The sequence below is a fragment of the Streptomyces sp. NBC_00454 genome (assembly GCF_041434015.1).
Taxonomy (GTDB): Bacteria; Actinomycetota; Actinomycetes; order Streptomycetales; family Streptomycetaceae; genus Streptomyces.
Map to the genome: position 1 here is coordinate 1,919,314 of NZ_CP107907.1, position 23,794 is coordinate 1,943,107.

A 23,794-nucleotide genomic window follows, 5' to 3' on the forward strand; every position below is an offset into this window, starting at 1 on the left:
GTCACTCCTTCTGCGTACGCGCTGTCGGCGGTCAGGCGGTGGCGGGACACTCCTTCCATTCGAAGTGGTAGACGGTGCTGACGCTGCCGTCCGTGGAGTCCATGCTCATGAAGCTGAGCGCCTGGGGGTTCGACGAGCCCGCGAAGACGCGCAGTTCGGTGTTGACGTTGAGGTTGCGCACCTCTCCGCAGGGGGCGAAGACCAGGTCCTGGTACGCGGTCTCGTCGCTCGCCTGCCAGTTGTCGGCGTAGGCGCCGTTGAACTGGTGGACGGTACGGGCGGTCTGCCCGGCGCCCTGGAAGTAGTAGCCGGCCCGCTGCTGGCCGAAGGCGCCGCGCTGGAGGCTGGCGAAGCCGCGGTAGTCGGCGCGGGCGATGGCGTACGTGTACCCCTGGGGCACGTGGACGCGCAGGGCCAGTTGGCAGTTCTTGCGGAACTCGGTGCCGCCGGAGCCGGCTCCGGCCTGGGCGAGGTAGTCGCTGTAGGTGACGGTGAAGGCCGTGTTGTCGGGGGCCGCCGCCACCTGCGTGGTCCCGGCGGGGCAGCCGGAGCCGTTGGCCCCGACCACCTCCACGGTGATCCGGCCGGGCGGCGCGGAGGGGGTGTCGGCGTGGGCGGGGGCGGCCAGGGCCACCAGGGTGAGGGAGGCGGCCCCGAGGGCCAGTCTGCGCAGGGGCATGTCCGGATGCTCCGTCCGTCGCGGGAAATGCCGTATTCGGCATGGACATGCCACCACGGGCGCACGGGCCGGGTAAGGACGCGATACGGACAACACCCCCGCCCCCGCACGGCCTGGCCGGAACCCATGAGTCCGCATCGATGGCCGACCCGCCCCCAGCAGCCCGCCTCCCCCGGCCCCGCCGACCGGCCGGCCTCCCCGGGCCCCGAGGATGTCCGGAACCCGGGCCGGTCCGACTGGGCCCGGGTCATGCCGGGCCGGTCCGGCTGGGCCCGGGTCGTGCCGGTCGGCCCGGCTGGACCCAGGTCGTGCCGGGCCGGTCCGGCTGGGCCCGGGTCGTCTACCGCGCCCCGTACACCGGCTGCGGCACCTCCGAGGCCGACAGCAGCTTCGCCGCCGTCTCCCCCGCCGCGGCCGGGGTCCAGCGGGCCCCGCAGTCGGCCGTGGGGCCCGGCCGCCAGCCCTCCATCACCGTGATGCGGCCGCCCTCCGCCTCGAAGACCCGGCCCGTGACCCCGGCCGAGGCGTCGGAGCCGAGCCACACCACCAGCGGGGACACGTTCTCGGGGGCCATCGCGTCGAAGCCCCCCTCCCCGGGGGCGGCCATGGTTTCCGCGAAGGTCTGCTCCGTCATCCGGGTCCGGGCGGCCGGGGCGATCGCGTTGACCTGGACCCCGTAGCGGCCCATCTCCGCCGCCGAGACGAGTGTCAGGCCCAGGATCCCCGCCTTGGCCGCGCTGTAGTTGCCCTGCCCGACCGAGCCCAGCAGCCCGGCCCCCGAGGAGGTGTTGACCACCCGGGCGGCCACCTGGCGGCCCTCCTTGGCCTCCGCCCGCCAGTACGCGGCCGCGTACTTGAGGGGGAGGAAGTGGCCCTTCAGGTGGACCCGCATCACCGCGTCCCAGTCGTCCTCGTCCAGGTTCACGAGCATCCGGTCGCGCAGGAACCCCGCGTTGTTGACGAGGGTGTCCAGCCTCCCGAAGGCCGAGACCGCCGCCCCGATCAGGGAGGCGGCCCCCTCCGAGGTGGCGATGTCCCCGCCGTGCGCGACCGCCTCCCCGCCCATCGCCCGGATCTCCTCGACCACTTGGGCCGCCGGACTGTCCGCCCCGGGCAGTCCGTCCAGGCCGACGCCCAGGTCGTTGACCACGACCCGGGCCCCCTCGGCGGCGAAGGCCAGCGCGTGGGCCCGGCCCAGCCCCCGCCCGGCGCCCGTCACGATGACCACACGGCCTTCGGCCAGCCTGTCGGCAGGTCCCAGTCCCATGTCACTTCTCCTTGGTCTTGTTCGCGGTTGCCGCATCCAAAAACGCCGGGCGCTCGCCGCCCCCGTGCACGAGCAGGCTCGCCCCGCTCACGTACCCCGCCCGGTCGGAGGCCAGGAACACCGCCGCCTCCCCCACGTCCGAGGGTTCGGCCAGCCGCCCCAGCGGGACGGTCGCGCCGACCGCCGCGATGCCCGCCTCGTCTCCGTAGTGCAGGTGCGCGAGTTCGGTGCGCACCATGCCCAGGACCAGCGAGTTGACCCGTACCTCGGGGGCCCATTCGACGGCCATCGAGCGGGCCAGGTTCTCCAGGCCGGCCTTCGCGGCCCCGTAGGCCGCCGTACCCGGCGAAGGCCGGGTCCCGCTGACGCTGCCGATCATCACCACCGAACCCCGCGTCCGGCGCAGCCACGGGTACGCGGCCAGCGAGGCGGTCATCGGGGCGGTGAGGTTCAGCTCCAGCACCCTCGCGTGGCGCTCCGCCTCGCCCTCGCCGAGCAGTCGGTACGGGGTCCCGCCGGCGTTGTTGACCAGGCAGTCGAGGCGCCCGTGGCGCTCGGCGACCGATGCGAAGAACTCCTGCACGGCGGCGGGATCGCGCAGGTCCAGGGCGGCGAACACCGCTTCGCGGCCGCCGTGCGCCACCGGTTCGTCCGGCGGCCGTCGCGCGCAGACGAGGACGTGGGCCCCCGCTGCGAGGAACGACCGCGCGATCCCGGCGCCGACGCCCCGGGTTCCGCCGGTGACGACCACAACCCTCCCGTTGAGCTCCATCGGCTGCTACCTTCCTCACCTAACAAATGTTTGGTGGAAAGGTAGCTGATCCGCTCATGGGTGTCTCCACCTCAAGCCCCGACAAGGGCATCGCACTCGTCACAGTCGACTTCCCGCCCGTCAACGCACTGCCCGTGCAGGGCTGGTACGACCTCGCCGACGCCCTGCGCGCGGCCGGCCGCGACCCGGAGGTCCGGTGCGTCGTGCTCGCCGCCGAGGGCCGCGGCTTCAACGCCGGCGTCGACATCAAGGAGATGCAGCGCGATACCGGCCACGCCTCGCTCATCGGCGCCAACCGGGGCTGCTACGAGGCCTTCGCCGCCGTGTACGAGTGCGAGGTCCCGGTCGTGGCGGCCGTGAACGGCTTCTGCCTCGGCGGCGGCATCGGCCTGGTCGGCAACGCCGACGCCATCGTGGCCTCCGAGGACGCGACCTTCGGACTGCCGGAGCTGGACCGGGGCGCCCTCGGGGCCGCGACCCACCTGGCCCGGCTCGTCCCGCAGCACATGATGCGCACCCTCTACTACACCTCGCGCACCGCGACCGCCGCCGAACTGCACGCGCACGGCTCGGTGTGGAAGGTGGTGCCGCGGGGCGAACTGCGGGCCGCCGCCCTGGAGCTGGCCGCCGAGATCGCGAAGAAGGACGGCTACCTCATCCGGCTGGCCAAGGCCGCCATCAACGGCATCGACCCGGTGGACGTGCGCCGCAGCTACCGCTTCGAGCAGGGCTTCACCTTCGAGGCCAACCTCAGCGGGGTCGCCGACCGGGTCCGCGACACCTTCGGCACGGACACGGACACGAACACGAAGACGCAGACGCAGACGCAGACGGACGCAAAGGCGGAATCCGCATGACCGACAAGACCATGAGCCCCGACGAGGTGGTCGGGCGGCTGCGCAGCGGGATGACCATCGGGATCGGCGGCTGGGGCTCGCGGCGCAAGCCCATGGCCCTGGTGCGCGCACTGCTCCGCTCCGAGATCACCGATCTCACCGTGATCTCGTACGGCGGCCCCGACGTCGGGCTGCTCGCCGCCGCCGGGAAGATCGGCAAGCTCGTGGCCCCCTTCGCGACCCTCGACTCGATCCCGCTGGAGCCGCACTTCCGGGCCGCGCGCGAGCGGGCCGCCTTCCCCCTCACCGAGCTCGACGAGGCCATGTTCATGTGGGGCCTGCACGCCGCCGCCAACCGGCTGCCCTTCCTCCCCGTCCGCGCCGCCCTCGGCTCCGACGTCATGCGCGTCAACCCCGAGCTGCGCACGGTCACCTCGCCCTACGCCGACGGCGAGGAGTTCGTCGCCGTCCCCGCCCTGCGCATGGACGCGGCCCTGGTCCACCTCAACCGCGCCGACCGCCTCGGCAACGCCCAGTACCTGGGGCCGGACCCGTACTTCGACGACCTCTTCTGCGAGGCCGCGGACGCCGCGTACGTCTCCTGCGAGCAGATCGTCGAAACGGCGGAGCTGTCCAAGGCCGGGCCCCCGCAGTCCCTCCTCGTCAGCCGCCACTCGGTCACCGGGGTCGTGGAGACCCCGAACGGCGCGCACTTCACCTCCTGCGCCCCCGACTACGACCGCGACGAGGCCTTCCAGAAGCTGTACGCGACCACCCCCTGGCCCGAGTTCGCCGAGCGCTTCCTCTCCGGCGGCAGCGAGCACGCCTACCAGTCCGCCGTCCAGGCCTGGCACGAGGAGCAGAAGTGAGCACGACGACCGCCGTCAGCCGTTCCGAATACTGCGTGATCGCCTGCGCCGAGGCCTGGCGCGACAACGGCGAGGTGCTGGCCAGCCCCATGGGTCTGGTGCCGTCCTTCGGTGCCCGCCTCGCGAAGCGGACCTTCTCCCCCGACCTCCTGCTCACCGACGGCGAAGCCATGCTGGTGGGCCTCGACGGCACGGCCGAGGGCTGGCTCCCGTACCGCCGCCACCTCACCATGGTCACGGGCGGGCGGCGCCACGTGATGATGGGTGCCAGCCAGATCGACCGGTTCGGCAACCAGAACATCTCCTGCATCGGCGACTGGGAGCGGCCGGCCCGCCAGCTCCTCGGGGTGCGCGGTGCTCCGGTGAACACCCTGAACAACCCGGTGAGCTACTGGATCCCCAAGCACTCCACCCGGGTGTTCGTCGAGCGCGTCGACATGGTGAGCGGGGTGGGCTACGACCGCGCGGAGGCGGCCGGGGTCACCCGCTACCACCGGCTCCCTCGGGTGGTCAGCGATCTCGGCGTCTTCGACTTCACCGGCCCGGACCATTCGATGCGGCTGGTCTCGGTGCACCCCGGGGTCACGGTGGAGCAGGTGCGGGCGGCGACCGGCTTCGACCTCGCCGTCGACGGCGAGGTCCCGTACACCCGGGAGCCGACCGCCGAGGAGCTGCGGCTGATCCGCGAGGTCATCGATCCCAAGGGCCTGCGCGACCGCGAAGTACGGGTCTGATCCGATGGGGGCGACGCAGCCGATGGAAACGGCATTGACCAAGCTGGTCGGGGTCGAGCACCCGATCGTACAGACGGGCATGGGCTGGGTGGCGGGCCCGCGCCTGGTGTCGGGGGCGGCCAATGCGGGCGCCCTCGGGATCCTGGCCTCGGCGACGATGACGCTGGAGCAGTTGCGGGCCGCGGTCCACGAGGTCAAGTCCCGTACGGACGCCCCCTTCGGGGTCAATCTGCGGGCGGACGCCGGGGACGCGGCCGAACGGGCCCGGCTGATCATCGACGAGGGCGTCCGGGTGGCGTCCTTCGCGCTCGCCCCGTCCAAGGAGCTGATCTCCCGGCTCAAGGACGCGGGCGTGGTCGTGATCCCCTCCATCGGGGCCCGCCGGCACGCCGAGAAGGTGGCGGCGTGGGGCGCGGACGCGGTGATCGTGCAGGGCGGCGAGGGCGGCGGGCACACCGGTGACGTGGCCACGACCGTGCTGCTGCCGCAGGTCGTGGACGCGGTGGACATCCCGGTGATCGCGGCGGGCGGTTTCAGCGACGGCCGCGGGCTGGTCGCCGCACTGTCCTACGGGGCCGCCGGCATCGCCATGGGCACCCGGTTCCTGCTGACCTCCGACTCGACCGTCCCGGACGCGGTGAAGGCCGAGTACCTGAAGGCGGGGGTCAGGGACATCACCGTCACCACGGCCGTCGACGGCCTGCCGCACCGGATGCTCCGCAGCGAGCTGGTCGCGTCCCTGGAACGGTCGGGCCGTACGAGGGCGCTGGCCAAGGCCGTGGTCCACGCGGCCGGCTTCAAGAAGCTGTCGGGCCTGACCTGGTCGCAGATGGTCCGCGACGGCCTCGCGATGAAACACGGCAAGGACCTGTCCTGGAGCCAGGTGCTGCTCGCCGCCAACACCCCCATGCTCCTCAAGGCGTCCATGGTCGAGGGCCGTACGGACCTCGGTGTCATGGCATCGGGCCAGGTCGCGGGCGTGATCGAGGACCTTCCGTCCTGTGCGGAGCTCGTCGACCGCGTCATGGCCGAGGCTCACGCCGTGCTGGAACGTCTGCACGGCTACGACTCCCCCCACGAAGTCCCCCCGCACTAGCTCGGCACCCTGCCACCACCAGGGTGATTCCCTTCTCCGTTACAGGAGTTGCCCCAGATGAGCCGTGCCCGAATCCGCCTGGCGACCGCGGTGTTCGCCTCCGCCCTCGCCATCGGGACTCTGCCCGCCGCCGCGTACGCCGCGCCGGTGAACGGCGCCTCCGCCGCCTCGCGTCATCACGCGCTGTCGACGGAAACGATTCGCCAGATCCCCCTCCAAGGCGCGGTCAACGTCCGCGACCTCGGCGGCTACCGCACCTACACCGGCGGTCAGGTCCGCCAGGGACTGGTCTACCGCTCCGACGCGCTCTCCAAGCTGACCGCCTCCGACGTCACCACCGTCTCCGGTCTCGGCCTCACGAAGGTCGTCGATTTCCGCATCCCGATGGAGGTCCAGTACGACGGCGCCGACAAGCTGCCCGCCGGCCTGGCCTCCACCTCCCGCTCGGTCAGCGACCTCGGCCTGTACGGGACCCTGGTCAGCGCGATAGGCAGCGGTGACCCCGTGAAGCAGGAGCAGATGCTCGGCGGCGGCCGCGCCGAGTCGTACATGCGCGACATCTACCGCACGTTCGTGACCAACCCCGACAGCCGATCGCAGTTCGCGACCACCCTCCGCGAGATCGCCGACGGCAACCAGGGCCCGATGCTGTACCACTGCTCCTCGGGCAAGGACCGGACGGGCTGGATGAGCTACGTCCTGCTGCGCGCGCTGGCCGTCCCACAGGACGCCGCCGAGCGCGACTACCTGGCCTCGAACACCTTCCGCGGGGCGTACGACGCCCAGGTGCGGGCCGGCCTCAAGCAGTCCGGCCGGATGCAGAACCCCGATCTGCTGATCCCGCTCCAGGAGGTCCGCCAGGACTACCTGGACTCGGCGACCACGCAGATGGAGGCCGACTACGGCAGCTTCTACGGGTACCTCACCCAGGGCCTCGGCCTGGACGTGAAGACCCTGGCGAAGCTCCAGGCCAAGATGGTCCGCTAGTCGCCGGACACAGCACTGCGCCGGGCAGCACTCCCGTGCTGCCCGGCGCAGTGGTTCCTACGTGTGTCTTCGCCGATCAGGCGGAACGGCGACGGGCCTGGCCCGCGCCACCCACCCGGCTGCGGGCCGAAGCGGCGGCGGCGCCGCCGGAGGGGGCACCTCCGGTACGCCGGCCGCGCTCGCCGGAGCCGCCGGCAGCGGCGCCCTGGCCACCCTGGCCGCGACGGGCCTGGCCGGACCCGGAGGCCGGAGCCTGGCCGGAGGCGCCACCGCCACCGGAACGGCGGCCGCGGCCGCCGCCCGCCGGAGCGGCGCCCGTGCCGGAGCCCGTACGCGCACCACCGGAACGGCGGCGCGAGCCGGAGCCCTCGCCACCGGAACGCTGGCGCGGCGGAGTGGCCTGCGGCACGTCCAGCACCACGGGGATGCCCGAGGGCTCCTTGGCGCCGGTGATCCGGGCCAGCTCCTCGTCGGAGGACTTGATCTGCGCGGTGCGCGGGGAGATCCCGGCGTCCGACATCAGACGGGTCATGTCGCGCTTCTGGTCCGGCAGGACCAGGGTGACGACGCTGCCGGACTCACCGGCACGGGCGGTACGGCCACCGCGGTGCAGGTAGTCCTTGTGGTCGACCGGCGGGTCCACGTTGACGACCAGGTCGAGGTCGTCGATGTGGATGCCGCGCGCGGCCACGTTGGTGGCGACCAGCGCGGTGACCTCGCCCGTCTTGAACCAGTCGAGGGTGCGGTTGCGCTGCGGCTGCGAGCGGCCGCCGTGCAGGCCGGAGGCGCGGACGCCGTCCGCGAGGAGCTTCTTGACCATGCGGTCGACCCCGCGCTTGGTGTCGACGAACATGATCACCCGGCCGTCGCGAGCGGCTATACGCGTGGCCACGGCCTTCTTGTCGGTCTCGTCCATGACGTACAGGACGTGGTGCTCCATCGTGCTGACCGCACCGGCGGACGGGTCGACGGAGAAGGCGACCGGGTCGTGCAGGAACATCTTGACGAGCTTGTCGATGTTCTTGTCGAGGGTCGCCGAGAACAGCATGGTCTGGCCCTCGGGCTCGACCTGCTTGAGCAGGGCGGTGACCTGCGGCATGAAGCCCATGTCGGTCATCTGGTCGGCCTCGTCGAGGACCGTGATGGAGACCTGCGAGAGGTCGGCGTCACCGCGGTCGATGAGGTCCTTCAGGCGGCCGGGGGTGGCGACGAGCACCTCGGAGCCGCGGCGCAGGGCGCCGGACTGCCGGTTGATCGACATGCCGCCGACGACGGTCGCGATGCGCAGGTTGACGGCCGTGGCGTACGGGGCCAGGGCGTCGGTGACCTGCTGCGCGAGCTCACGGGTGGGTACGAGGACCAGCGCGAGCGGCTGCTTCGGCTGCGCGCGACGGCCCGCGGTGCGGGCCAGCAGCGCCAGGCCGAAGGCCAGCGTCTTGCCGGAGCCGGTACGGCCGCGGCCGAGCAGGTCACGGCCGACGAGGGAGTTCGGAATCGTCGCGGCCTGGATCGGGAACGGCTCGGTGACGCCCTGGGCTGCGAGGGTCTTCAGCAGCGCCTCGGGCATGTCCATGTCCCCGAAGGAGTCCACCGGCGGGAGGGCCGGGGTCAGCGGTTCGGGCATGGTGAATTCTTGGGGCCTGGCTACGGGGGCGGACTTCTGCCGTCCCGCGCCAGCCTTCGGACGTCCCTGAGCCGCACCTCGACCCCGGGTGGGGCGGCGGCTGGGTCGTGCGGAGCTGGAGCTGGTCATGCGAGAAAGCCCTCCTGAAACCGGCAGGTACTGCACAAAGACACTGCAAACAAAGGTCGAAACAGCAGACAAGCCGGGGCCCGCACCTTCACGGCGCGGACCCCGGCATGCTGAAGGAATTAGGCGGGGAGGATGTTCTCCGCCTGGGGGCCCTTCTGGCCCTGGGTGACGTCGAAGGACACGCGCTGGCCCTCGTTGAGCTCACGGAAGCCCTGGGTGGCGATGTTCGAGTAGTGGGCGAAGACGTCCGGGCCGCCACCGTCCTGCTCGATGAAGCCGAAGCCCTTTTCCGAGTTGAACCACTTCACGGTGCCAAGTGCCATTTTTGAATCTCCTGAATAGGCGGCAAAGGGCCCCATCCGGAGATTCCGGCAAAACAATAAAAGCGCCTGTCGGAGCATTCCCGTCAGGCGCACATAAAGTTCATGGGTACCACAACTGCAACGAGCTCTAAGCTAGCACACGTCTGTCGGGGAGTGTCGCGGCGAGCATGTGACCTCCGTCCTGCGTGTCCCCCGTACGGAGTCTTCCGCCCACCTCCGCGAGGGCCGCCCGGAGCCCCGGAATCCCCATCCCGCCTGAGTCGAGGACGATCCGCTCCCCCTCCGGAGCGGTGTTCACGACGTCGAGGCGGACCTCCCCGTCCTCCGCAAAAAGATTCATCCGAACGGCGGAGCCGGGGGCGTACTTCGCCGCGTTGGTGAGCCCCTCGCGGGCGATCCGCAGCAGGAGGCGCCCGTCGGCCGCCGGGAACTCGCCCAGGCCGGGCTGGGTGCGGTGGGTGATCTCCATGCCCGTGGCCCGCATGTTCCGGGCCAGCGAGCCCAGGAACCGGCCGACGTCCACGGGCGAGGTGTGCGCGCGGCGCCCGGCGGGATCGTTCAGCATGTCCAGCACCTCTCTGACCTCGGTCATCGCGGCCCGGGCCGATTCCTCCACGGCCGCGGCGCCCTCCCGGACCCGGGGGTCGGCCCCGGCGTCCAGGCGCAGGGCCGCGGCCTGCATCGTGAGGGCGGTGAGCCGGTGGCCCAGACCGTCGTGGGTGCGCTGGGCCAAACGGGTGCGTTCCTGTACGACGGCCAGGTCGGCCGCCTGGTCCACGGCGGCGTGGGCCTGGCGGGCCCGCTCGCGCAGCGCGGACATGACCGCGCGGTTGCGGCGCACGGTCTCCCCGTACAGGGCGGGTACGACGATGCTGCCGAGGACGAAGGAGGCGGGGTCCCGGCCCGCGTACCCGAGGGGCAGGAAGAGGTCGCGCGTGCCCGCGTAGAAGAGGCCCATCAGCAGGATCCCGCCCCAGCGGTGGGTGCGGCCGTACGCGGCCAGGGCGTAGGCGCCGAAGACGAGTGGGCCCCGGTCGTCGGAGACCAGGGTGGCGAAGGTGGCGGCGAGGGCCGGCACCCAGGCGTGGGAGCGGCGCCAGAGCAGGGTGACGGCGGCGAGCAGGCCGGCGGCGAGGCTGAGCGGGTAGTTGGTGACGAGGCCGAAGCGGTGGACGTCCTCGAGGTTGATGGCGGTGAGCAGTGCGCAGAGGGCGGCGAGCCACATGTCGGTGCGGCGGGCCCGTACCGGGTCGGGCGCTCCGGAGCCCTCACCCGTCAAGGTGCGCAGCCCGCGTTCCAGGAGTTGTCCGGCGCGCCCGGGCACAGCCTGCATGAATCCCCCACCCCATATGCGCATATGCGCACAGACCACATGAAAACGTCCCCCCAGGTTGCCCGCCTTCCGCCGAAGGGGCATCCCGGGGGACGCGTTGAGGGGTGGTGCGGCCCTCCCGTCAGGAGGAGGGCCGCAGATTCGGTGGCGTACTCAGACCTCGACGCCGAGGCCGTTCAGCCAGGTCACCGGGTTGATGTCGGCGCCGTAGGTGTTGCTGGAACGGACCTCGAAGTGCAGGTGCGGTCCGGTGGAGTTGCCGGTGCTGCCGGATCGGCCGATCTGCTCGCCCGCGGAGACCCGCTCGCCTTCGGAGGCGGTGGCCGAGGACAGGTGGGCGGAGAGGGTGTAGCGGCCGTCGTCGTGCTGGATGACGACGGCGTTGCCGTACGCACCCTGCCAGCCGGAGGAGACCACGGTGCCGGCCGCGGCGGCCTTGACCGGGGTGCCGGTGCCGACCGCGAAGTCGATGCCGGTGTGGTAGCCGGCGGCCCAGCCGCCGGCCTGGTGGTAGCGCGCGGAGACGGAGGCGCCGGAGACGGGCAGGACGCCTTCGGCGCTGCTGCTGGAGCCGGCGGAGCTGCTGGAGCCGTCCTCGCTGTCGGAAGCCTCCGAGGAGTCGGAGGAGTCCGAGGAGTGCGACGCCGCGGGGGTGCTGCTGCCGGAGCCGGAGCCCGAGCCGTACGCGAGGTTCTGGCCCGGCAGGATCATGTCCGGGTTGGAGCCGATGACCGAGCGGTTGTCGGAGTACAGCTTCTGCCAGCCGACACCGAGCTCGGAGCCGATGGAGCCGAGGGTGTCGCCGCTGACGACGGTGTAGGTGCCCTCGCCCCGGCCGGACTTCTCGGCGGCCGGCGCGGACTGCTCGGCCGGCGCCTCGGCGTTCTTCCCCTCGGTGGAGGAATCGGAGCTGGCGGACTCGGGGGCCGGGCCGCCGCGCTGGAGGCCGGCGAGCTTGCCGCAGGAGGGCCAGGCGCCGGGGCCCTGGGTGGCGAGGACCTTCTCGGCGACGGCTATCTGCTGCGCCTTGGTGGCCTGGTTGGCCTGGGGGGCGTACTGCGTGCCGCCGAACTCCGCCCAGGTGCTGGGGGTGAACTGGAGGCCACCGTAGAAGCCGTTCCCGGTGCTGATGCTCCAGTCACCGCTGGATTCGCACTGTGCGACCTCGTCCCACGTGCCGACCGACGCGGCGGACGCGGGCATTGCCACGAGGCCCACGGCGGCGGGGGCGGCGAGACCGGCGACAACGAGACCGGCGAAGGTACGAGCAGAGGGGAAAGACATGCGGAGTTCCTGACTTCGGGGACATGTACGGAGGCCGGTGGAGCGGGTGAAGCGGTGGTGCGTTCGGCCTCGGTAACCACCGTCCGGGAAGGCGGGGGGTCCCCGAAGTCCCCTAAAGAGGACAAGGGAGGACGCAAAAGGGGACTGGGAGGGGAGAGTTACGGGGACTTAGGTCCAGATATGCCGGTAATGTCCGCAATAAGACGGGGCTTCAGGGGAGGTGGGTCACATGGCGATCCGGGTGATGGTGGTCGACGACCAGAGCCTCATACGGTCGGGACTGGTCACCCTGCTCTCGAGCGCGCCCGACATGGAGGTGGTCGCGGAGGCCGCCGACGGAGCCGAAGCCGTGCCGCTGGCGCGCACGCACCGGCCGGACGTGGTGCTGATGGACCTGGTCATGCCGAAGGTCGACGGGTTCGAGGCCACCTTGCAGCTGCTGCGGCTGCCGGACCCGCCGCGCGTCCTCGTACTCACCGGCTACACGGCGGACGACCTGGTCCTGGACGCGCTGCGGGCCGGGGCCGCCGGGTTCCTGCTCAAGGACCTGCGGCCGGAGGAGCTCTTCGCCGGCATCCGCACGGTCGCGGCGGGCGGCAGCGCGCTGGCCCCCGGGGTGATGCGGACGCTGCTGGAACGGGCGGACACGCGCGTCGAGACCCCCGACCACGCGGAGCAGCTCTCCACCCTCTCCCCCGGCGAACGCGACGTCCTCGCCCTGGTCGGGGAGGGCCGGACGAACCTGCAGATAGCGGAGGCGCTGCACCTGTCCCCGGCGAGCGTGAAGACGTACGTGTCACGGATCCTGACGCAGCTGGACCTCACGAACCGGACCCAGGCCGCGATCCTGGCCTACGAGGCGGGGCTGGTCCGCGCGGCGTAGCGGCTGCCTCCGGACCCTGAGCGACTCCGGTACAAGGGCTGGTCCGACCGGGCGTGATCGAAAACAATGGCGCCATGACGACGACTCCCCGCTCCCGGGCGCGGTCCTTCGACACCGCCGCCGCCCTCTACGGCCGGCACCGGCCCGGCTACCCCGAGGCGCTGTACGACGTGGTCGAGGAGCTCGCCGGGCGCCGGTTCGCGGGGGCACGGGTGGCGGACGTGGGGGCCGGGACCGGGATCGGAACGGCGCCGATGCGGGCCCGGGGGGCCGAGGTCGTGGCCGTGGAGCCCGGGGACGGGATGGCGGCCGAGTTCCGGCGCACCCACCCGGACATTCCGATCGTGCGCGGGGACGGCGACCGGCTGCCGCTGGTCAGCGGCGGGTTCGACTTCCTCACCTACGCCCAGGCCTGGCACTGGACCGATCCGGCGCTGGCGGTGCCCGAGGCCCGGCGGGTGCTGGGGCCCGGGGGCGCGCTCGCGATCTGGTGGAACGACCTGGACGAGTCGGTCGGCTGGGTCGCCGAGCAGGGCGAGCGGCTCCGTACCTTCTTCGAAGCGGTCGGCCCGCACAGCCTGAACGGCGGCGGCGCGGTCTCGTTCCGTACCCTCCCCCAGGGCCTCGGCTCCGGTTTCACCACCCGGACCGTCTCCTGGTCGCGCCGGATCTCCCTGGACGCGCATCTGGCGAACCTCTCCAGCCACTCCGCTTTCCTGCTGCTGGGCGAGGCCGGCACGCGGGAGTTCCTCGACGCCGAGCGGGCGCGGCTGGATCCGGTCTTCCCGGACGCGGTGGTGGAGGAGCCCTATGTGGTGAGCGTCAGCGTGGCCGTCATCTGAGACACCGCCGTACGGAGTGGACCCTTCCGCCCTCTTCCCGTGAGGTTGTTCGCCATGCCGACGTCTTCGCCTTCTTCTCCCCAGCTGCCGCCCGCCCTGCGGGCCTTCTTCCTCGCCAACGAGGGGCTCGCCTTCTTCCTGGAGCTCGCGGCCCTCGGCGCTCTCGCCTGGTGGGGTTTCACCCGTGACATCGGGCGGATGGGTTCCATAGCCCTGGCAGTGGCCGCGCCGCTCGCCGCCGCCGTGCTCTGGGGGCTCTTCGCCGCGCCGAAGGCCCGTTATGCCGTTCCGCTCGCCGCTCAGCTCGGGGTGAAGGTGCTGGTGTTCGGCGCCGCCGCCCTCGCGCTCCTGGCGCTCGGGCAGCGGTCGCTCTCCCTGTGGTTCACGGTGGTCGTGGTCGTGAACACCGCTCTGGCCACCTACTACCGGACCCGCCACTGACGGGCTGCGCCCGCGTCGGTCCCGATGTGGTTCAGATGAGGTTGGTGTAGCCGTTCCAGCCCCAGCCGGCGCGGATGCGGTCACCGAAGGGGGCCTTCGGGTTTCCTGTGCCCGGGTAGAGCCAGAGGTTGCCTGCGCCGTCACGGGCGAGGAGGTCCGCGTTGCGGTCCGAGTTGAGGTCGCCCGGGACGACGAGCTGGTTGTAGCCGTTCCAGCCCCAGCCGGCGCGGATGCGGTCGCCGAAGGGGGCGCTGGGGTTGCCGGTGCCGGGGTAGAGCCAGAGGTCACCGGCGCCGTCACGGGCGAGGAGATCGGGCTTCCAGTCGCCGTTGAGGTCGGAGCCGCCGACGAGGGTGTTGTAGCCGTTCCAGCCCCATCCGATGCGGATGCGGTCGCCGAAGGGGGCGCTGGGGTTGCCGGTGCCGGGGTAAAGCCAGAGGTCACCGGCGCCGTCACGGGCCAGGAGATCAGCCTGCCGGTCACCGCTCAGGTCGCCCGCTCCGGCGAGGGTGTTGTACGTGTTCCAGCCGGCTCCCAGGCGGACGCGGTCGGCGAGCATGCCGTCTCCGGGGTAACCGTGGTAGTACCAGAGAACGCCGTCGGCGTCCCGGGCGACGAGGTCGCCGGCATTCTGGTCCCGGAGGGGGGACAGCTTGGTGATGGCGTTGTAGCCGCCCCAGCCGGTCCCGATCTGGATGCGGTCCAGGAAAGGGGCGCCGCCCTTGCCGGTGCCTTGGTACTCGTACAGGCCCCCGCTGGCGTCCCGTGCCATGAGGCGGACGTTGCTGCGGACGGGGGTGCCCTGGATGGCGAAGCTGCCCCTCGTCGTCGGCTCTATGGGATGGCGGTAGGTGTAGGCCTTGTAGAAGGCCTGTCCATCGATCTTCCAGCTTTCCGTGCCGGGGGCGGCGCGGACGGTGTAGGTGATGTCGACATCACCGGGCGTCACGTCGCAGTAGAACACGGCCAGGCCGGCGACGAAGGTGTACCACCCCTCCAGGGTGCACTGGGCGCCTGCTCCGGAGCTGACCTGGGTGACAGTGATGTCCACGCCCTGACCGAACCAGTCGGGCTGACCACCTGCCTGGCGGAAGGACGCCCAGACGCGGCCCTTGTCGACCGCGTGAACGCGCAGGGTCTGCTTCGTGGGGGTACCGGCGGGCACGTCGGGGGTGATGAAGGTGGCGGTGTTGCGCGCGACGTGCTCGGCGGTGAGTACGGTGAAGTGGGCGGTGCCGTGCGTGCCGTCGGCCGGTGTGGCGCCCGCGGTCTGGGCCTGCTTGACGGCCTCGGCCAGGTCTCCGCCGCGGGGAAGGTGGACGGCACCGTAGTAGGCGGTGGTCTCGTCCGCGATGTCGGCGGCGATCTTGATCTGCGGGCCGCGCGGCATTTCGTTGTTGCCGGTCATGGCGCATTTGTAGACGGCGGTGTAGCCGGTGACCGGCGTGCAGTTGCTGGCCCCAACAGTCTGGAAGGCCAATCCGGCGGGCAGCCCGGCTCCGTCCCCGGCCTGGCCGGTGAGCGGCTTGGTGGCGAACGCGTAGACGAGGTCGCCGTCGCTGGTACCCGACACCGTGTCGGGGCCGACCATGAACCCCTTGTCGTCCGGAGAGAGCGTCGGGCTGTTGTTCAGGGTGAAGCTGAAGGAGCCGTCCGCCGATGCGGGAACAGCCGTGCCCAGGCCCGTGGCGAGCAGCGCGGCGACCCAGCCGCCGGTGGCCGCTATCCGGCCCCATCGTCGTGACATGGAAAAGTCCCCCGTGGTGAAGAGGCGGCATGACGCCGCGGCAGAAGACTCGTGGTGCATCGGCACACGTCCGGCCGGCCCGAAGGCCCCGGCCAGTGGCGCGGGATGATCACGAGTTGGCCGAGTGTAGCCACCGGGGGCGGGGCGGCCTCAGGCAGGGCAGGCGGGTTCCCGCCTGCCCGTGACCAGCCGACCTCGGCGCTACCCGCCCAGCACCGCCGCCCGGCACTGCGAGGGGCTCCCCCACGCGTCGCGCAGCGGGCGGGCCTTGCGCAGCCACAGCGAGAGGTCGAGCTCCTCGGTGTAGCCCACGGCTCCGTGGAGTTGGAGTGCGGTCATGGCGGCCGCGTACGCCGCTTCGCCCGCGGTCAGCTTCGCCGCCGCGACCTCTTCGGGTGCCAGGGACAGCGCGGCCGCCCAGAGGAGCGGCCGGGCGAACTCGAGGCCGAGGAGGGTGTCGGCGAGCCGGTGTTTCACCGCCTGGAAGCCGCCGATCTGCGTGCCGAACTGGGTGCGCTGCTTCGCGTACTCCACCGTGCGGGCCAGGAGCGCCTCGCCGACTCCGAGGCACTGGGCGGCCGTGAGGAGCCGGGCCCAGTGCCCGGCATGGCGCGCGGCTGTCAGGACCGCGGGGCCGGAGGCCAGGAGTTCGCCGCCGTCCTCGGGGACCGAGAGGCGGCGGGACGGGTCGGTGGAGGTACGGGGCGGGGCGGTGGCGGTGGTCAGGCGGAGCTCGCCGGCCGGAGACACCGTGAAGAGGTGTGTGGCGGCGTCCGCGTCGAGGGCGTACGGGCTGCCGCCGGGCAGGGTCAGGGTGGCCGAGGTCTCCCCGGCCACGAGCCCGGGGAGGAACCGTTTGGCCAGGGTGTGGTCGCCGAGGTGTGTCAGGAGGACGGAGGCGGCCGCCGTCTCCACCACCGGGCCGGGTACGGCGGCCCGGCCGAGCTCGACGAAGCCGAGGGCCATCTCCGTCGGCAGCAGGCCCATGCCCTCGTGGGTTTCGTCGGCGGCGAGGGCGAAGAGGCCGGTGTCGGCGAGCCGGGTCCGCAGGGTCAGCCCGGGGGCGTGGTCCGCGGCGCCCCAGGCCCGTACCGCGGCCGGGACCTCGGCGGCCGCGAGGAGGTCGCGCAGCGTGCGGGCGAAGTCCGACTGCTCTTCGGTCGGCAGGAAGCGCATCAGCGGCGGCCCTTCGGGAGGCCGAGCAGCCGCTCGGCGATGATGTCGCGCTGGATCTCGTTGGTCCCGGCGTAGATGGGGCCGGCCAGCGAGAAGATCCACGGTTCGGCCCAGGCGCCGTCGGCGAGTTCGGCGTCGGCGCCGAGGAGGTCGAGGGCGGTTTCGTGCAGGGCGATGTCGTACTGGGACCAGAACACCTTGTTGAGGCTGGACTCGGCGCCGATGGTCTCGCCCGCGGCGAAGCGGGAGGCGTTGGTCCAGGTGAACAGCTGGTAGGCGCGCGCTCCGACCACGGCGTCCGCGACCCGGTCGCGCAGGGCGGTGTCGGCCGGGTCCCCGTCGCTGCGCCACAGCTCTACGAGGCGGTCGGCTGCGGCGAGGAACCGGCCGGGGGCGCGCAGGGTGAGCCCGCGCTCGTTGCCGGTGGTGGACATGGCGATGCGCCAGCCCTGGCCGGGCTCCCCGATGACGTCCGCGTCGGGCACGAAGACCTCGTCGAGGAAGAGTTCCGCGAAGGCGGGCTTGCCGTCGAGGCGGCCGATGGGCCGCACGGTGACCCCGGGGGCGTGCAGGTCGAACATCAGGTACGTGAGTCCCTGGTGCGGTTTCGGGGCGTCGGGGTCGGTGCGGAAGATGCCGAAGGCGCGGTCGGCGAAGGCGGCCCGGGAGGACCAGGTCTTCTGCCCGGACAGCAGCCAGCCGCCCTCGGTGCGCACGGCCCGGGACTTCAGGGAGGCGAGGTCGGAGCCGGATTCGGGTTCGGACCAGGCCTGGGCCCAGATCACCTCGCCGCTGGCCATGGAGGGCAGGACGCGCGCGCGTTGCTCGTCGGTGGCGTGGTCGAAGAGGGTGGGGGCGAGCAGGTTGATGCCGTTCTGGGAGACCCGGCCGGGCGCGCCGGCGGCCCAGTACTCCTCTTCGAAGACCAGCCACCGCTCGATGTCCACGCCCCGGCCGCCGTACTCCTCGGGCCAGGAGACCACCGACCAGCGGTGTGCGTGCAGGAGCGCTTCCCAGGCGCGGTGTGCGGCGAAGCCCTCCTCGGTCTCGAGGGAGGGGAGCGGTTCGGCCGGTACGTGGGCGGCCAGCCAGGTGCGGGCCTCGGCCCGGAAGGCCTCCACGTCCGCCGCATGGTTGAGGTCCATCAGGTGTTCGCCTCCTTCATCGCAGCTATGTTCATGCCGCCGAGCGAGTCCGCCGCCGTCTCGGCGTTGTGGGCGTGCGCCAGGTGGTGCAGGCCGAAGACGGAGTCCATGCCGGTGTGCAGGCCCTGGAGGTCCTCGGCCTGGTTGACGGCCCGTTTGGTCAGGGCCAGTCCGAATCCGGGCATCTCGGCGATCCGCAGGGCGAGGCGGTCGGTCTCCGCGGCCAGCTCGGCGCGTTCGACGACGCGGTTGACCATGCCGATCTCGTGGGCCCGGCGGGCGGGCATCCGGTCGCCGGTGTAGAGGAATTCCTTGGCGATGCGCGGGGGCATGGCCCAGGGGTGGGCGAAGTATTCGACGCCGGGGATGCCCATGCGCACGACGGGGTCCGCGAAGAACGCGTCCTCGCTGGCCACGATGAGGTCGCAGATCCAGGCGAGCATGAGCCCGCCGGCCACGCAGGCCCCGTGGACGGAGGCGATGACGGGCTTGGGCAGCTCGCGCCAGCGCCGGCACATGCCGAGGTAGACCTCGGATTCGCGGGCGAAGCGGGATTCGGCACCGGCGCGCTGGGAGTGGTCCCACCAGAGGCCGGCCCGCCGTTCGAAGGGCAGGTGCGCGTCGCGTTCGGGGGTGCCGATGTCGTGGCCCGCGGAGAAGTGCTCGCCGGCCCCGGCCAGGACGATCACCTTCACCTCGGGGTCGTCGGCGGCGCGGTAGAAGGCGTCGTCGAGGGCGTACGTCATCGCGCTGTTCTGCGCGTTGCGGTAGCGGGGGCGGTTCATGGTCACGTACGCGACCGGGCCGCGGCGCTCGTAGAGCACGGGGGTGACGTCGGGCATCCCTGCATCCTTCCCTAACAAGTGTTTGGTAGGTTAACGTACGGCCATGAGCAGCGTCGAGGAGTTCCGCACCGAGGTTCGGAGTTGGCTGAAGGCCCACCTCACCGGCGGGTTCGCCGACCTCAAGGGCCGCGGCGGACCAGGCCGGGAGCACGAGGCCTTCGCCGAACGTCTCGCCTGGGAGCGGCACATGGCGGCCCACGGCTGGACCTGCGTCGGCTGGCCCGTCGAGTACGGCGGCCGCGGCGCGAGCACCGAGCAGCAGATCGCCTTCCACGAGGAGTACGCCCTCGCCGACGCCCCCGCACGCGTCAACCACATCGGCGAGCAGCTCCTGGGCCCCACCCTGATCGCCCACGGCACCGAGGAGCAGCGGCGCCGCTTCCTGCCGCCCATCCGGGCCGTGGAGGAACTGTGGTGCCAGGGCTACAGCGAGCCCGACGCCGGATCGGACCTGGCGGGCGTCCGCACCCGGGCGGTCCTGGTGGACGGCGCCTGGGTGGTGGACGGCCAGAAGATCTGGACCTCCCTCGCCCACGAGTCCCAGTGGTGCTTCGTCCTCGCCCGCACCGAACCGGGCTCCCGGCGCCATGCCGGCCTGTCCTACCTCCTCGTCCCGATGGACCAGGAGGGGGTGGAGGTCCGGCCCATCACGCAGCTGACCGGGACCTCCGAGTTCAACGAGGTCTTCTTCGACGGGGCCCGCACCGACGCCTCCCACATCGTCGGCGCGCCCGGCGAGGGCTGGGCCGTCGCCATGGCCACCCTCGGCTTCGAACGCGGCGTCTCCACCCTCGGCCAGCAGGTCGGCTTCCGCCGCGAGCTGGAAACCCTGGCCGCGGTCGCGAAGCGCAACGGCGCGATGGCCGATCCGCTGATCCGCGACCGGCTCGTGCGGGCCTGGATCGGCCTGGAGACCATGGGCGCCCATGCCCGGCGGCCGGCCGTCGCCCCCTCCACGGCCAAGCTGTACTGGGCCCGCTGGCACCGGGACCTGGGCGAGCTCGCCATGGACGTGTGCGGTGCGGCCTCGCTCGTCGCAGCCGGCGCGCACGAGGACCCGTACGACCTCGACGACTGGCAGCGGCTCTTCCTCTTCTCCCGCTCCGACACCATCTACGCGGGCTCGGACGAGATCCAGCGCAACATCGTCGCCGAGCGGATCCTCGGCCTTCCCAAGGAGGTACGGGCATGAACGCACGCGGGAACGGACTGGGGAACGCACCGCAGTACGTGGCCGGACACGGACTGCTCAAGGACCGCACCGCCGTCATCACCGCCGCGGCCGGGGCCGGGATCGGCGGGGCCACCGCCCGCCGCTTCCTGGAGGAGGGCGCGCGCATAGTCATCAGCGACGCCCACGCGCGGCGGCTCAAGGAGAGCGAGGAGGCGCTGGCCGCCGAGTTCGGGGCCGACCGCATCGCCTCGCTGCCCTGCGACGTCACCGACGAGGAGCAGGTGGGGGCGTTGTTCGCGCTCGCCGAGCAGACCCACGGCGGGCTCGACATAGTCGTCAACAACGCCGGCCTCGGCGGGACCGCGAACCTCGTCGACATGACCGACGAACAGTGGTCCAAGGTCCTCGACGTCACCCTGAACGGCACCTTCCGGTGCACCCGCGCCGCGATGCGCTCCTTCCAGGCCGCCGGCACCGCAGGCGGGGTCATCGTCAACAACGCCTCCGTCATCGGCTGGCGCGCCCAGACCGGGCAAGCCCACTACGCCGCCGCCAAGGCCGGGGTGATGGCGCTGACCCGCTGCGCGGCGCTGGAGGCGGCCGAGTTCGGTGTACGGATCAACGCGGTCGCGCCGAGTCTGGCCATGCATCCGCACCTGGTGAAGGTCACCAGCGAGGAGCTGTTGCGCGAGCTGACGGCCCGGGAGGCCTTCGGCCGGTACGCCGAGCCGTGGGAGGTCGCCAACGTCGTCGTCTTCCTGGCCAGCGGGTACTCCTCGTACATGACGGGCGAGACCGTGTCGGTCAGCAGTCAGCACGCGTAGGCCCAGAATGGGCCCGTGCCAACGAACAAGAAGAAGCAGCAGGTGACGGCCTCGCCCGAGCGCAGGCGCGAACTCCTCGACATCGCCGCCGAGGTGTTCGCCGCGCAGGGCTACAACGCCACCACCGTCCGGAAGATCGCCGATGCCGCGGGGATGCTCGCGGGCAGCCTCTACTACCACTTCGATTCCAAGGAATCGATGCTCGACGAGATCCTCTCCGCCTTCCTGACCGAGCTGTGGGAGGGGTACGACACCGTCCTCGCCGCCGGTCTCGGGCCCAGGGAGACCATCGAGGCCCTCGTCACCGAATCGTTCCGGGAGATCGACCGGCACCGCGCCGCCGTCGCCATCTACCAGAAGGAATCCCGCACCCTCTCCGCCCAGCCCCGCTTCCACTACCTCTCCGACTCGCAGGTCAAGTTCGAGAAGGCGTGGCTGGGGACGCTGGAACGCGGGGTCGCGGACGGGGTCTTCCGCGCCGACCTGGACATCCGCCTCACCTACCGCTTCGTGCGCGACACGGTGTGGGTGGCGGCGTCCTGGTACCGGCCGGGCGGCCAGCACAGTCCCGAGGAGATCGCCCGCCAGTACCTGTCGATGGTGCTGGACGGGATCGCCACACGTACGTAACCCCCGTATATCCCTGAGGAGTTCCGATGCCCGAGGCCTACATAGTCGAAGCGGTACGCACCCCCGTGGGGCGGCGCAAGGGCGGCCTGTCCGAGGTCCACCCCGCCGACCTGGGGGCGCACGTCCTGAAGGCGCTCGTCGAACGCTCCGGGATCGACCCGGCGGCCGTGGAGGACGTGGTGTTCGGCTGCCTCGACACGGTGGGCCCCCAGGCGGGGGACATCGCGCGGACGGCCTGGCTGGCGGCGGGACTCCCCGAGGAGGTCCCGGGCGTCACCATCGACCGCCAGTGCGGATCCTCGCAGCAGGCCGTGCACTTCGCGGCCCAGGGCGTCATGTCGGGAACCCAGGACCTGGTGGTCGCGGGCGGCACCCAGAACATGTCGATGATCCCGATCGCCTTCGCCTCGCGGCAGGCCGCGGAGCCGCTGGGCTTCACCGAGGGCCCGTACCTGGGCTCGGCGGGCTGGCGGGCCCGGTACGGGGACTCCCCCGTCAACCAGTTCCACGGCGCGCAGCTCATCGCCGAGAAGTGGGGGATCTCGCGGGAGGACATGGAGCGCTTCGCCCTCCAGTCGCACCAGCGGGCGCTGCGCGCGATCGACGAGGGCCGCTTCGAGCGCGAGATCGTGCCGTTCGGAGAGGTCTCCACGGACGAGGGGCCGCGCCGCGACACCACGCGGGAGAAGATGGCGGGCCTCAAGCCGGTCATGGAGGGCGGCACCATCACGGCGGCGGTCTCCTCGCAGGTCTCGGACGGGGCGGCGGCGATGCTGCTGGCCTCCGAGCGGGCGGTCCGCGAGCACGGCCTGCGCCCGCGCGCCCGCATCCACCACCTGTCGGTGCGCGGCGAGGACCCGATCCGGATGCTGTCGGCGCCGATCCCGGCGACGGCGTACGCCCTGAAGAAGACCGGCATGTCCCTCTCGGACATCGACCTGGTGGAGATCAACGAGGCGTTCGCGCCGGTGGTGCTGGCCTGGCTGAAGGAGACCGGCGCGGACCCGGCGCGGGTCAACGTCAACGGCGGCGCGATCGCGCTGGGTCACCCCCTGGGGGCGACGGGCGTGAAGCTGATGACCACGCTCCTGCACGAACTGGAGCGCACGGGCGGCCGCTTCGGCCTCCAGACCATGTGCGAGGGCGGCGGCCAGGCCAACGTGACGATCATCGAGCGGCTGTAGCCCCGCTGCCGGCAGCCCCCGGGCGCCCCGGGCCCGAGCCCGGGCCGGGGGCGTCCGTTCACGCGTGGAACTCGTGCACCACCTCGATGCGGCCCACGATGTGCGCGTTGAACTCGTCCAGCTCCTCCGCCGGGACCCACAGCTCCAGGATGGTCTCGCCGCCCGCCTGCTGGACCGGGTAGCGCTCCAGGAAGGCCGAGTCCACCTCGAAGCGGGTCACGTAGCCCGAGCCGGAGTGCTTGACGTTCCAGTCGCTGGCGATGCGGATCGCGTAGTCCTCGTTCATCACTGGGTAGAAGATCGGCTGCTCGGGCAGCCGCGGCGGCCAGGCGCGCCAGTCGAGGGCGCGGACGAGGTCGAGTTCCGTCGGCCCCGTCGGGCGCCACAGGGTCGTTGTAGTGGACATGGGTGCAGCGTAGGCAGGTGTGCGCGGAGCCGGCCACCAGGTTTCAGCGGGCGGGGCGGCGGCGGGACAGGCTGGTCAGGGAGAGCGTCTGGAGCAGGGCCAGGCCGCCGGTCGTCGCCTCCCAGAACACCGGCTCCGGGTCGCGCTCGGTGCCCCATTGCCAGGCCGGGCCGTGCGGATCCACGAGCACCCGGAGGCCGTCGTTGCCGCCCCCGCCTCCGCCCAGCGGGAGTGCGCCCAGGTCGCGCCCCGACTGCGTGTACAGGTGGGTCCCCCGGTCGACCACCCGTTCCACCCGGCCGTAGGCGCGCAGCGCGTGCCCGTCCCACGCATAGCTGCCGCACAGCACGATCAGCACCGCGCCGATCGCGAGCAGCATCCGCTGGACGAACTCGGCTTCGGTACCGTGCGGCAGCCCCGACATCAGGGCGAACAGCGCCAGCAGGACCGGAAGCCAGTGGGGTGCGGGGCCGCGCATGAGCAGGACGGCCGCGAACTCCGCAGCGAGAGCTATGGAGTTGCGCAGCAATGCCCCGGGGACGGATATAGGCATGGGCACATCAT

General features: G+C 71.9%; 25 protein-coding genes. 12 read left to right on the forward strand and 13 right to left on the reverse strand.

The features are described 5' to 3' along the window. Nucleotides 1-31: 31 nt before the first annotated feature. The 3 genes from OHU74_RS08910 to OHU74_RS08920 all read right to left on the reverse strand — a co-directional run bounded on the left by OHU74_RS08910 (nucleotide 32) and on the right by OHU74_RS08920 (nucleotide 2,718). Nucleotides 32-679 (reverse strand): DUF4360 domain-containing protein, encoded by a 648-nt coding sequence (locus tag OHU74_RS08910; RefSeq protein WP_371615383.1) that lies wholly within the window; start codon nucleotides 677-679, stop codon nucleotides 32-34. 340 nt (nucleotides 680-1,019) lie between these two features. After that, complete coding sequence (locus OHU74_RS08915) at nucleotides 1,020-1,946, reverse strand: SDR family oxidoreductase (protein WP_371615384.1); 927 nt, start codon at nucleotides 1,944-1,946, stop codon at nucleotides 1,020-1,022. Nucleotide 1,947: 1 nt separating this feature from the next. Continuing rightward, entirely contained in the window at nucleotides 1,948-2,718 is a 771-nt protein-coding gene (locus OHU74_RS08920; RefSeq protein WP_371615385.1) for an SDR family oxidoreductase, read from the reverse strand. 56 nt (nucleotides 2,719-2,774) lie between these two features. Here OHU74_RS08920 and OHU74_RS08925 point away from each other — a divergent pair, with 56 nt between their 5' ends. From OHU74_RS08925 to OHU74_RS08945, 5 genes are read left to right on the forward strand one after another with little or no spacing between them, the layout of a single operon-like run. After that, on the forward strand, nucleotides 2,775-3,575 hold the full coding sequence (locus OHU74_RS08925; RefSeq protein ID WP_371615386.1) for an enoyl-CoA hydratase family protein: 801 nt from the start codon (nucleotides 2,775-2,777) through the stop codon (nucleotides 3,573-3,575). Next, on the forward strand, nucleotides 3,572-4,423 hold the full coding sequence (locus OHU74_RS08930; protein WP_371615387.1) for a CoA transferase subunit A: 852 nt from the start codon (nucleotides 3,572-3,574) through the stop codon (nucleotides 4,421-4,423). The genes OHU74_RS08925 and OHU74_RS08930 overlap by 4 nt, the downstream gene beginning before the upstream one ends. Next, nucleotides 4,420-5,157 (forward strand): CoA-transferase subunit beta, encoded by a 738-nt coding sequence (locus tag OHU74_RS08935; protein WP_371615388.1) that lies wholly within the window; start codon nucleotides 4,420-4,422, stop codon nucleotides 5,155-5,157. Before OHU74_RS08930 ends, OHU74_RS08935 begins: the two co-directional genes overlap by 4 nt. A 22-nt stretch (nucleotides 5,158-5,179) precedes the next feature. After that, nucleotides 5,180-6,253 carry an NAD(P)H-dependent flavin oxidoreductase gene (locus tag OHU74_RS08940; protein ID WP_371615389.1) on the forward strand — a complete coding sequence of 358 codons (1,074 nt, stop codon included), beginning with the start codon at nucleotides 5,180-5,182 and terminating at the stop codon, nucleotides 6,251-6,253. A 57-nt stretch (nucleotides 6,254-6,310) separates the two neighbouring features. Beyond that, nucleotides 6,311-7,240: a tyrosine-protein phosphatase gene (locus tag OHU74_RS08945; RefSeq protein ID WP_371615390.1), complete on the forward strand. Its 930-nt coding sequence runs from the start codon at nucleotides 6,311-6,313 to the stop codon at nucleotides 7,238-7,240. Nucleotides 7,241-7,316: 76 nt separating this feature from the next. On the opposite strand, the gene OHU74_RS08950 is transcribed toward OHU74_RS08945, so the two are convergent. The 4 genes from OHU74_RS08950 to OHU74_RS08965 all read right to left on the reverse strand — a co-directional run bounded on the left by OHU74_RS08950 (nucleotide 7,317) and on the right by OHU74_RS08965 (nucleotide 11,933). Continuing rightward, a complete protein-coding gene (locus OHU74_RS08950; protein WP_371615391.1) occupies nucleotides 7,317-8,993 on the reverse strand; it encodes a DEAD/DEAH box helicase in 1,677 nt (558 codons plus the stop codon). A gap of 119 nt (nucleotides 8,994-9,112) precedes the next feature. Beyond that, complete coding sequence (locus OHU74_RS08955; protein ID WP_112447913.1) at nucleotides 9,113-9,316, reverse strand: cold-shock protein; 204 nt, start codon at nucleotides 9,314-9,316, stop codon at nucleotides 9,113-9,115. Between the two features lie 127 nt (nucleotides 9,317-9,443). Beyond that, nucleotides 9,444-10,649 (reverse strand): sensor histidine kinase, encoded by a 1,206-nt coding sequence (locus tag OHU74_RS08960; RefSeq protein WP_371615392.1) that lies wholly within the window; start codon nucleotides 10,647-10,649, stop codon nucleotides 9,444-9,446. Between the two features lie 153 nt (nucleotides 10,650-10,802). Further along, nucleotides 10,803-11,933: a transglycosylase family protein gene (locus tag OHU74_RS08965; RefSeq protein ID WP_371615393.1), complete on the reverse strand. Its 1,131-nt coding sequence runs from the start codon at nucleotides 11,931-11,933 to the stop codon at nucleotides 10,803-10,805. 229 nt (nucleotides 11,934-12,162) lie between these two features. Here OHU74_RS08965 and OHU74_RS08970 point away from each other — a divergent pair, with 229 nt between their 5' ends. The 3 genes from OHU74_RS08970 to OHU74_RS08980 all read left to right on the forward strand — a co-directional run bounded on the left by OHU74_RS08970 (nucleotide 12,163) and on the right by OHU74_RS08980 (nucleotide 14,099). Beyond that, the gene (locus OHU74_RS08970; RefSeq protein WP_371615394.1) at nucleotides 12,163-12,816 is read left to right on the forward strand and encodes a response regulator; all 654 of its coding nucleotides are present in this window, start codon (nucleotides 12,163-12,165) and stop codon (nucleotides 12,814-12,816) included. A gap of 74 nt (nucleotides 12,817-12,890) precedes the next feature. Beyond that, nucleotides 12,891-13,658, forward strand: coding sequence for a class I SAM-dependent methyltransferase (locus OHU74_RS08975; RefSeq protein WP_371615395.1), 768 nt, complete (start codon nucleotides 12,891-12,893; stop codon nucleotides 13,656-13,658). Between the two features lie 54 nt (nucleotides 13,659-13,712). Next, nucleotides 13,713-14,099: a DUF2568 domain-containing protein gene (locus OHU74_RS08980; protein WP_371615396.1), complete on the forward strand. Its 387-nt coding sequence runs from the start codon at nucleotides 13,713-13,715 to the stop codon at nucleotides 14,097-14,099. A 31-nt stretch (nucleotides 14,100-14,130) separates the two neighbouring features. On the opposite strand, the gene OHU74_RS08985 is transcribed toward OHU74_RS08980, so the two are convergent. The 4 genes from OHU74_RS08985 to OHU74_RS09000 form a co-directional block, all read right to left on the reverse strand. Then, nucleotides 14,131-15,846: an FG-GAP repeat domain-containing protein gene (locus OHU74_RS08985; RefSeq protein WP_371615397.1), complete on the reverse strand. Its 1,716-nt coding sequence runs from the start codon at nucleotides 15,844-15,846 to the stop codon at nucleotides 14,131-14,133. A 201-nt stretch (nucleotides 15,847-16,047) separates the two neighbouring features. Next, nucleotides 16,048-17,022 (reverse strand): acyl-CoA dehydrogenase family protein, encoded by a 975-nt coding sequence (locus tag OHU74_RS08990; protein WP_371615398.1) that lies wholly within the window; start codon nucleotides 17,020-17,022, stop codon nucleotides 16,048-16,050. Further along, nucleotides 17,022-18,167: an acyl-CoA dehydrogenase family protein gene (locus tag OHU74_RS08995; protein ID WP_371615399.1), complete on the reverse strand. Its 1,146-nt coding sequence runs from the start codon at nucleotides 18,165-18,167 to the stop codon at nucleotides 17,022-17,024. Before OHU74_RS08995 ends, OHU74_RS08990 begins: the two co-directional genes overlap by 1 nt. Further along, nucleotides 18,167-19,009, reverse strand: coding sequence for an enoyl-CoA hydratase (locus OHU74_RS09000; RefSeq protein WP_371615400.1), 843 nt, complete (start codon nucleotides 19,007-19,009; stop codon nucleotides 18,167-18,169). The genes OHU74_RS08995 and OHU74_RS09000 overlap by 1 nt, the downstream gene beginning before the upstream one ends. 46 nt (nucleotides 19,010-19,055) lie before the next feature. Between OHU74_RS09000 and OHU74_RS09005 the strand changes: the two genes are divergently transcribed. From OHU74_RS09005 to OHU74_RS09020, 4 genes are read left to right on the forward strand one after another with little or no spacing between them, the layout of a single operon-like run. Then, the gene (locus tag OHU74_RS09005; RefSeq protein ID WP_371615401.1) at nucleotides 19,056-20,204 is read left to right on the forward strand and encodes an acyl-CoA dehydrogenase family protein; all 1,149 of its coding nucleotides are present in this window, start codon (nucleotides 19,056-19,058) and stop codon (nucleotides 20,202-20,204) included. Then, the gene (locus OHU74_RS09010; RefSeq protein WP_371615402.1) at nucleotides 20,201-21,010 is read left to right on the forward strand and encodes an SDR family oxidoreductase; all 810 of its coding nucleotides are present in this window, start codon (nucleotides 20,201-20,203) and stop codon (nucleotides 21,008-21,010) included. The genes OHU74_RS09005 and OHU74_RS09010 overlap by 4 nt, the downstream gene beginning before the upstream one ends. A 15-nt stretch (nucleotides 21,011-21,025) precedes the next feature. Then, entirely contained in the window at nucleotides 21,026-21,640 is a 615-nt protein-coding gene (locus OHU74_RS09015) for a TetR/AcrR family transcriptional regulator (RefSeq protein ID WP_371615403.1), read from the forward strand. Nucleotides 21,641-21,666: 26 nt separating this feature from the next. Beyond that, nucleotides 21,667-22,824, forward strand: coding sequence for an acetyl-CoA C-acetyltransferase (locus tag OHU74_RS09020; RefSeq protein WP_371615404.1), 1,158 nt, complete (start codon nucleotides 21,667-21,669; stop codon nucleotides 22,822-22,824). 58 nt (nucleotides 22,825-22,882) lie between these two features. On the opposite strand, the gene OHU74_RS09025 is transcribed toward OHU74_RS09020, so the two are convergent. Both OHU74_RS09025 and OHU74_RS09030 read right to left on the reverse strand, forming a co-directional pair. Further along, nucleotides 22,883-23,230 carry a hypothetical protein gene (locus OHU74_RS09025; RefSeq protein WP_371615405.1) on the reverse strand — a complete coding sequence of 116 codons (348 nt, stop codon included), beginning with the start codon at nucleotides 23,228-23,230 and terminating at the stop codon, nucleotides 22,883-22,885. Nucleotides 23,231-23,273: 43 nt separating this feature from the next. Then, nucleotides 23,274-23,783, reverse strand: coding sequence for a hypothetical protein (locus tag OHU74_RS09030; protein ID WP_371615406.1), 510 nt, complete (start codon nucleotides 23,781-23,783; stop codon nucleotides 23,274-23,276). Nucleotides 23,784-23,794 lie beyond the last annotated feature (11 nt).